Here is a 9,242-nt window from a genome sequence, read left to right on the forward strand (position 1 = left end):
TTCAAAAAGTAAATTTTAAAAAAAGTTATTTTTTTAAAATTTTATATTGATTTATAATAAAAAATACAATATAATATCATTACAAGATATGAATTGGACAAAGGCGTTCGATAGATGGTTAAAACCTATCTGTTGTGCGCCTTTTTTTAATCCAAAAGGGGGAGTTTTAGATGTCAAAATTTACAAAGGAAGATATCATTAGATTAGTTGAAGAAAATGGTGTTAGATTTATAAGACTTCAATTTACTGATATCTTCGGTGCTTTAAAAAATGTAGCAATAACAGAAAAGCAATTAGAAAAGGCTTTAAACAACCAAATTATGTTTGATGGATCTTCAATTGATGGATTTGTAAGAATTGAAGAATCAGATATGTATTTGAGACCAAATTTAGACAGCTTTGCAATATTCCCATGGAGACCTCAGCAGGGAAAAGTTGCAAGATTAATTTGCGATATTTACAGACCAGATGGAACTCCATTTGAAGGAGATCCAAGATATGCTTTAAGAAGAGCAATTGCAGATGCTGCTGAGTTAGGATATGAGATGAATGTAGGACCAGAATGTGAATTTTTCCTATTTGAAACTGATGATAATGGTCATGCAACAACAATAACTCAGGATAAAGCAGGATATTTTGATTTAGCTCCAACTGACAGAGGTGAGAATGCAAGAAGAGATATGACTTTAGCTTTAGAGGAAATGGGATTTGAAATAGAAGCATCTCATCATGAAGTTGCTGAAGGACAAAATGAAATTGATTTTAAATACGGACCAGCTTTAGAAACAGCTGATAAGATTATGACATTTAAATTAGTTGTTAAATCTATAGCACAAAGACATGGATTACATGCTTCATTTATGCCAAAACCAATCTTTGGAATCAATGGTTCTGGAATGCATGTTAATATGTCATTATTTAAAGATGGAAAGAATGCATTTGCAGATCCAAGTGATAAAAATGGATTAAGTAAAGTTGCATATCAATTTATAGCAGGTTTATTAAAACATATTAAAGGATTATCAGCAGTTACAAATCCGTTAGTTAACTCTTATAAAAGATTAGTACCAGGATATGAAGCTCCGGTTTATCTTGCATGGTCTTGCAGCAACAGAACTGCATTAATAAGAGTTCCTGCATCAAGAGGAGCAGGTACAAGAGTTGAGCTTAGATGCCCAGATCCAAGTTCTAATCCATATTTAGTTTTAGCTGCATTATTACAGGCTGGTTTAGATGGAATAAAAAATGAATTAGAAGTTGAAGATGAAACAGTAGCAAACATATTTGCTATGAGTGATAAAGAAAGAAAAGAAGCTGGAATTGATAATTTACCAAATAATTTATATGAAGCAATACATTTCATGAAAGAAAGTGAAATGGCTAAAAAGGCTTTAGGAGAACACATATATACAAATTATGTTGAAGCTAAAGAAGCTGAATGGGATGATTATAGAATAAAAGTACATGATTGGGAGATTGAAAATTACTTAGATAGATACTAATCACTAATCTTACGGGCTGATTATTAATTTGAGGTGGGGATTGCAATGATGCAAAAAGGAAGAATTATTATAGCGTTAGGCAATATTGAGACGGCTGCAAAACTTAAAAATTTGCTTACACAAGAAGGATATGAAATTACAGCAGTTTGTACATCAGGCAATGAATTGATCAGATTAGTTAGGCAATATTCCCCAGATCTTGTCTTAGTAGGTTATAAATTTAAAGACATGAGTCTGTTAGATGTTTATGAAAATTTAGTTGATTATACCAGTTTTTTGGCTCTTGTAAATGAACCATATAGATCATATATAGAAGAAGATACAGATATATACTGCATGGGAACGAAGATTTCAAGTGTTCTTCTAACCAATGCAATAGATTTAATATTCCAAAGTAAAAGAAGAATAAAAAAATTAAAGCAAAAAGTTGAAAAATTGGAACACACTCTTGAAGACAGAAAGCTTATTGAGAAAGCTAAAGGCCAGTTGATGATGACTTCTGGCCTTTCAGAAAATGAAGCATTCAGATATATGCAGAAGCTTAGTATGGATTCAGGAAGAAGGATGAAGGATATTGCTGGTTTAATATTAAAAGAACTTGAGTAATCTTGAAGTTAGTAAATCTGTTTAATAGTTATTAAAAAGATATTATTAGTTTTATTATGTAAATAAATTTTAAATTATAGAAAATACACAATATATTATTTCAGGGGGAGATTTAGATGGAAAATAATTATCCAAATGCACAAGGGTTATATAATCCATGTTTTGAACATGATGCATGTGGTATTGGGACTATAGTTAATATTGATGGTGAAAAGTCTCATGAAATTCTATCAGATTGTTTGACAATATTAGAAAAATTAGAGCACAGAGGTGGAACAGGTGCTGATGAGAAAACAGGTGATGGAGCTGGTATATTATTTAATATACCTCACGAATTTTTTAAAGAAGAATTAGGCCAAAAAGGTGGAGAACTTGGAGAAGAAGGAGATTATGCTGTAGCAATGGTATTCCTTCCACAAGAAGAAAAAGCAAGAAAAGAAGCAATAAGCCTTTTTGATGATATTTGTAAAGAAGAAAATCTTAAAGTAATAGGATGGAGAGAGGTTCCAACTAATCCATCAATACTTGGAAAAGCATCTTTAGAATCTATGCCATATATAATGCAGGCTTTTGTAAAGAGACCTAACTTTACAAAACGCGGAAAAGATTTTGAAAGAAAATTATATATAGTAAGAAGAAACATTGAAAAAAGAGCTGGATGGATAAGCAAATTCTTAAATGAAGTTTTTTATATAGCATCATTTTCTTCAAAGACAATTGTATATAAAGGAATGCTTTTATCAACACAGTTAAGAGAATTCTATACTGATCTTGAAGATGATAGAATAGTTACTTCACTTGCATTAGTGCATTCAAGATATAGTACTAATACATTCCCAAGCTGGGAAAGAGCTCATCCAAACAGATTTATGATTCATAATGGTGAAATAAATACTTTAAGAGGTAATGTAAATAAAATTTATTCTAGAGAAACAAATGTTAAGTCAAGAGTACTTGGAAAAGACTTAAACAGAGTGCTTCCTATAATAAATAAGGAAGGTTCAGATTCAGCAATTTTTGATAATAATCTTGAATTCTTGTATATGAATGGTATGGATTTGGAAAGAGCAATAATGATGGCAATTCCAGAACCATGGTATAAGAGCAAGACTATGAGCAGAAAGAAAAGGGATTTCTATGAATATAATGCTACATTAATGGAACCATGGGATGGACCAGCGTCTATAGTATTTACAGATGGTGAAAAAGTTGGTGCAGTTTTAGATAGAAATGGACTAAGACCTTCAAGATATTACATAACTAAAGACAGAAGACTTATATTATCTTCTGAAGTTGGTGCTTTGGATGTACCACCTGAAATAGTTGAAAAGAAAGACAGATTAATGCCTGGAAGAATGCTTCTTGTTGATACTGTAAAAAAAGAAGTAATAAGTGATGAAGAATTAAAGAATGCATATATAAATGAAAATCCTTATGGAAACTGGTTAAAAGAAAATCTTGTAACTTTAGATAAGATGGAAGAAAGTAAAAAGCTTAAGATTTCTTATGATAAAGAAACAAGAAGAACACTTGAAAAGGCATTTGGTTATACATATGAAGAAGTTAAATCTACTATGCTTCCAATGGCTCAAAACGGTGCAGAACCATTAGCAGCAATGGGTGTAGATACTCCTCTTGCAGTATTATCAAAACAGGCACAGCCTTTATTCAACTACTTTAAACAATTATTTGCACAGGTAACTAATCCACCAATAGATGCAATAAGAGAAGAAATAGTTACTGCATCAAATGTTTATCTTGGACCAGAAGGAAATATATTAGAAGACAGACCTTCAAATTGTGAACTTATCAAACTTGATTCACCAATCATAAATAATGATGAATTAGCAAAGATTAAAGCATATAACAAAGGAAATTTAAAAACAAAAGTACTAGACATGGTATATGATAAAGGAACTTCATTAGAAGATGCTCTTAATGAGTTATTTGAAAAAGCAGATGAAGCTTATGTCAAGGGATATACTATATTAGTATTATCAGACAGAAATGTGTCTGCTAATAAGGTTGCAATTCCTTCATTACTTGCAGTTTCAGGACTTCATCAATTTATGGTTCAAAAAGGAATAAGAACTTCAGTTGGATTAATTCTTGAAAGTGGTGAACCAAGAGAAGTACATCATTTTGCTACTTTGCTTGGATTTGGTGCTTCTGCTATAAACCCATATATGGCATATGAAACTATCAAAGGATTGATGGAAGATGGATTGCTTGAAAATATAGATTATGACAAGGCTGTTTATAACTATAATAAAGCAGTTCTAAAAGGAATAACTAAGATACTTTCTAAGATGGGTATTTCTACTATCCAATCATATCAAGGAGCTCAGATATTTGAAGCTATTGGTATAAGCAAGGAAGTAATAGATAGATACTTTACAAATACTACAAGCAGAATTGAAGGTATTGGACTTAAGGAAATTCAGGAAGAAGCAGAAATAAGACATGAAAATGCATTTAAGCCAAAAACTTATGCAGCAGATTTTTCTTTAGATACTCCTGGATATGAAAAATTAAGAAGTGGTAATAATGGACAGGAAGAACATTTATATAATCCATTGACTATCCATAAATTACAACAGTCTACATGGAATAATGATTATAAATTATTTAAAGAATATACAGCTTTAATAGATGATGAAGAATCAGAAATAACTTTAAGAGGATTATTAGATTTTAATTATAGTTCAAATCCAGTTCCAATAGAAGAAGTAGAACCAGTTGAAGAAATTGTAAAAAGATTTAAGACAGGTGCTATGTCTTATGGATCAATTTCAAAAGAAGCTCATGAAGCTCTAGCTATTGCCATGAACAGAATTGGAGGCAAATCTAATACTGGTGAAGGTGGAGAAGATAGAGAAAGATGGATAGTTGATGAAAATGGAGACTCAAGAAGATCATCAATTAAACAAGTTGCATCAGGAAGATTTGGTGTTACATCAGAATATTTAGTAAATGCAGATGAACTTCAAATTAAATTAGCACAAGGTGCAAAACCAGGTGAAGGTGGTCAGCTTCCAGGAGGAAAAGTTTATCCTTGGATTGCTAAAACAAGACATTCAACTACTGGTGTAGGTCTTATATCACCACCACCACATCATGATATTTATTCTATAGAAGACTTGGCTCAATTAATCTACGACTTAAAGAATGCTAATACAGGAGCAAGAGTTTCTGTTAAATTAGTTTCTGAATGTGGAGTAGGTACTGTTGCAGCTGGTGTTGCAAAAGGTGGAGCTGAAGTAATATTGATTTCAGGTTATGATGGAGGTACTGGTGCATCACCTAGAAACTCTATAAAGAATGCAGGTCTTCCTTGGGAATTAGGTTTAGCTGAAGCTCATCAGACATTACTTCTTAATGATTTAAGAGAAAGAGTAAGAGTTGAAGTTGATGGTAAGCTTATGAGTGGTAGAGATGTTGCAATTGGAGCACTTCTTGGAGCTGAAGAATTCGGATTTGCTACTGCACCATTAGTTACTTTAGGATGCGTAATGATGAGAGTTTGTAACTTAGATACATGTCCAGTTGGTGTTGCAACTCAAAATGAAGAACTTAGAAAGAGATTTAAAGGTAAACCAGAATATGTTGTTAACTTTATGTATTTCATAGCTCAAGAACTTAGAGAAATTATGGCTAAACTTGGATTCAGAAAAGTTGATGATATGATTGGTAGAGTTGATAGACTTAAACAAAGAGAAAATATTCATGGCTGGAAGGCTAAAAATGTTGATTTGAGTGCAATCTTATATACTCCTGATAAATATAGAGGCAAAGTTGTTAAATTTGATCCAGATAAGAAGTATGACTTCAAATTAAATAGAGTAATGGATGAAAAGATATTCTTAAATAAATTTAAGAATGCAATTGAAAATGGTGAAAAAACAAGTGCAGAAGTAAATATTACAAATACAGACAGAACACTTGGAACTATTCTTGGTTCAGAAGTAACAAGAGTAAATGGCCATGAAGGATTACCAGAAGATACAATTACAATTAAATGTAATGGATCTGCAGGTCAAAGTTTTGCATCATTTGTGCCAAATGGTTTGACATTTGAAGTTGAGGGAGATGCAAATGACTATTTTGGTAAGGGACTATCAGGTGGTAAGCTTATTGTTTATCCTCCAAAGAAATCTTCGTTTGTTGCAGATGAAAATATTTTAGTTGGTAATGTTGCATTATATGGTGCTACATCAGGTAAAGTATTTATAAATGGTATTGCAGGAGAAAGATTCTGTGTAAGAAATTCTGGTGCAACTGCTGTTGTTGAAGGTGTAGGAGCTCATGGTTGTGAATATATGACAGGCGGTAAGGTTGTTGTTCTTGGAAAGACAGGAATAAACTTTGCAGCTGGTATGAGTGGTGGAGTTGCTTATCTTTATAAAGAAGATGAAAATGAAAACTTCAGAATTAATATAAATGAAGAAATGGTTCTTTTAGAAGAATTAAGCATAGAAGATGAAAAGATTGTTAAAGATTTAATCGAAGAACATGTAAATGCTACAGGTTCACCAAGAGGTAACAAGATACTATTTAACTTTGAAACAGAAAAATCTAAATTTGTTAAGATAATTCCAAAAGATTATAAGAAAGTATTAGAAACTGTTGAAAAGTACAAGAACCTTGGATGCGATGAAGATGAAGCATTAATCAAGACATTCCAAGAAGTTAAAGGTAAATAGGAGGATTGTTAGATATGGGTAAGCCAACTGGATTTTTAGAATATGAAAGAAAAGAAGGAAAAGATAGAGATATAAAAGAAAGGTTGAAAGACTATAAGGAGTTCCATACAAGATTGACTTTAGAAGAACAGCAGATTCAGGCAGCAAGATGTATGGATTGCGGAGTTCCTTTCTGTCAATCAGGTGTTGTCATTTCAGGAATGGTTACAGGTTGTCCTTTGCATAACCTCATTCCTGAATGGAATGACCTTGCATATAGAGGAAAATGGGATTTAGCTTATGAAAGACTTCACAAAACAAGTCCATTCCCTGAGTTTACAAGCAGAGTATGTCCATCTCCTTGCCAGGCTGCATGTACATGCGGTATTAATGGTCCTGCTGTAAATATTAAAGAAAATGAAAGAGCTATAATTGATACAGCGTTTGAAACTGGAAAAGTAGTTGCAAATCCTCCAGCAAAGAGAACTGGAAAAACTGTAGCCGTTATTGGTGCAGGTCCTGCAGGTCTTGCAGTAGCTGATAAGTTAAATAAATGCGGACATAAAGTTACTGTATATGAAAGAAGCGATAGACCAGGCGGATTATTAATGTATGGTATTCCAAATATGAAGCTTGATAAGGAAGTTGTTTTAAGAAGAATACATCTTATGGCTGAAGAAGGTGTAAAGTTTGTATGTAATGCCAATGTTGGTAAAGACTATGATGCTCAGAAGATATGTGATGAATTTGATGCAGTAGTTCTTGCAACAGGAGCATCACAGCCAAGAGACCTTGCTTGTGAAGGAAGAGAAGGTGTCAAGGGAATACATTTTGCTGTAGATTTCTTAAAAGCAAATACAAAGAGTTTATTAGATTCAAATCATGAAGATGGAAATTACATCAGCGCAGAAGGAAAGAATGTAATAGTAATTGGTGGTGGAGATACAGGAACTGACTGTGTTGCAACATCATTAAGACATGGATGTAAGTCATTAGTTCAATTTGAAATAATGGGTGAGCCATCAAAGACTCGTACTCCTAATAATCCATGGCCAGAATGGCCAAAAGTTCTTAAGGTAGATTACGGCCAAAAAGAATTTATAGAAGTATTTGGAAAAGATCCAAGAGAGTATCTAACAACAGTAACAAAAGTACATGCTGATAAGGATGGAAATGTAGAAAGTGTTGATACTGTAAAAGTAGAATGGAAGAAAGGAGAAAACGGAAGATTTTCTCCAGTACCAGTAGAAGGATCAGAAAAGAATTATAAGGCTGAATTAATCTTATTAGCAATGGGATTTACAGGTTCAGAAGAGTATCTTAAAAATGCATTTGGTGTTGAAAGTGATGGAAGAAGCAACATAAAATCAGAATATGGTTCATTTAAAACAAATGTACCTAAAATATTCTCTACAGGAGATGCAAGAACAGGTCAGTCTTTAGTTGTAAGAGCTATAGCTGATGGTATTGCTGCTGGTGAAGCTGTTGATAAGTTCTTAAGATTATAAATTAATATATTTTTATAATTAGAAGAATCAGTACAATAAATTAAAAATGTGTACTGATTCTTTTTGTCAGTTTTAAGGAATTTGATAAATTTTAAAGTTGTATATGAAACATAGAATTAATTAAAAATATATAGATAAATCAAGGATAATGAAACAAATTTTATACATTGTAAATTGATATGTGTTAATGTATAATAAAAGAAAAATAGTGGACATTGAGGATGATTGTATGAACAAATATATATATATGATTGTGACAATTTTGATTTTATTTTTAGTTGGAACTTTGTTTATTAGGCTTTTACCATTTCTAATTATTGCAGGAGTTATAATATATGCTATAACTACAATAAAAGGCAGGATAAATAGAAGAGAAGAAGATAAAATTAAAAATAATTATGGAAATTACAATACTAACAATGATGATGTAGAAGATCTATACAATACTTCAGAAGATTATACTAATGGAGAGATTATAGATGTTGTTGATTATGAAGATGTTGATAAAAAATAAATATAGAATATAATAATGACAGAATTAGCAGTATGTGGTGCTGGTTCTGTTTTTTTATCTAGTCAGATGATAAATTATATATAGAGATTTTGATGTGAATAGTTAGTAGAATAATCCAGATAATTATAGAGGTCATATTTATTAAGAATATTGTTTTCATAAATTAAAAAACCATTTTATTAAAAAATTGATAAAACTTAAAAGCTAAGGTATAATTAAGATATCAATTGTGAAAAGAGCAATTTAAGGGGGCAATTATAAAATGGAAAAAATAAAAATGTCAACTCCATTAGTAGAACTTGATGGAGATGAAATGACTAGAATTGTATGGGCAGAAATAAAGAAAGAATTAATAAATCCTTTTGTGGATTTAAATACAGAATATTACGATCTTGGTTTAGAAAACAGAAATAATACAAATGACCAAGTA

The 9,242-nt window shown here is 31.6% G+C and carries 5 protein-coding genes and 1 pseudogene; all 6 read left to right on the forward strand.

Annotation, left to right across the window (positions count from 1 at the left end; genetic code table 11):
- Nucleotides 1-170: 170 nt before the first annotated feature.
- Nucleotides 171-1,502, forward strand: a complete 1,332-nt coding sequence (gene glnA / locus Q0F58_RS14980) for a type I glutamate--ammonia ligase (protein WP_294378242.1) — start codon at nucleotides 171-173, stop codon at nucleotides 1,500-1,502.
- A 45-nt stretch (nucleotides 1,503-1,547) separates the two neighbouring features.
- Nucleotides 1,548-2,108, forward strand: coding sequence for an ANTAR domain-containing response regulator (locus tag Q0F58_RS14985; RefSeq protein WP_294378244.1), 561 nt, complete (start codon nucleotides 1,548-1,550; stop codon nucleotides 2,106-2,108).
- A gap of 116 nt (nucleotides 2,109-2,224) precedes the next feature.
- Entirely contained in the window at nucleotides 2,225-6,811 is a 4,587-nt protein-coding gene (gene gltB / locus Q0F58_RS14990) for a glutamate synthase large subunit (protein WP_294378246.1), read from the forward strand.
- Between the two features lie 14 nt (nucleotides 6,812-6,825).
- Nucleotides 6,826-8,298, forward strand: coding sequence for a glutamate synthase subunit beta (locus Q0F58_RS14995; protein ID WP_294378248.1), 1,473 nt, complete (start codon nucleotides 6,826-6,828; stop codon nucleotides 8,296-8,298).
- 229 nt (nucleotides 8,299-8,527) lie between these two features.
- A complete protein-coding gene (locus Q0F58_RS15000) occupies nucleotides 8,528-8,812 on the forward strand; it encodes a hypothetical protein (protein ID WP_294378250.1) in 285 nt (94 codons plus the stop codon).
- Between the two features lie 262 nt (nucleotides 8,813-9,074).
- A pseudogene (locus tag Q0F58_RS15005) lies at nucleotides 9,075-9,242 on the forward strand (NADP-dependent isocitrate dehydrogenase); the annotation flags it as partial.

The organism is uncultured Clostridium sp., assembly GCF_934754915.1.
GTDB lineage: Bacteria > Bacillota > Clostridia > Clostridiales > Clostridiaceae > Clostridium.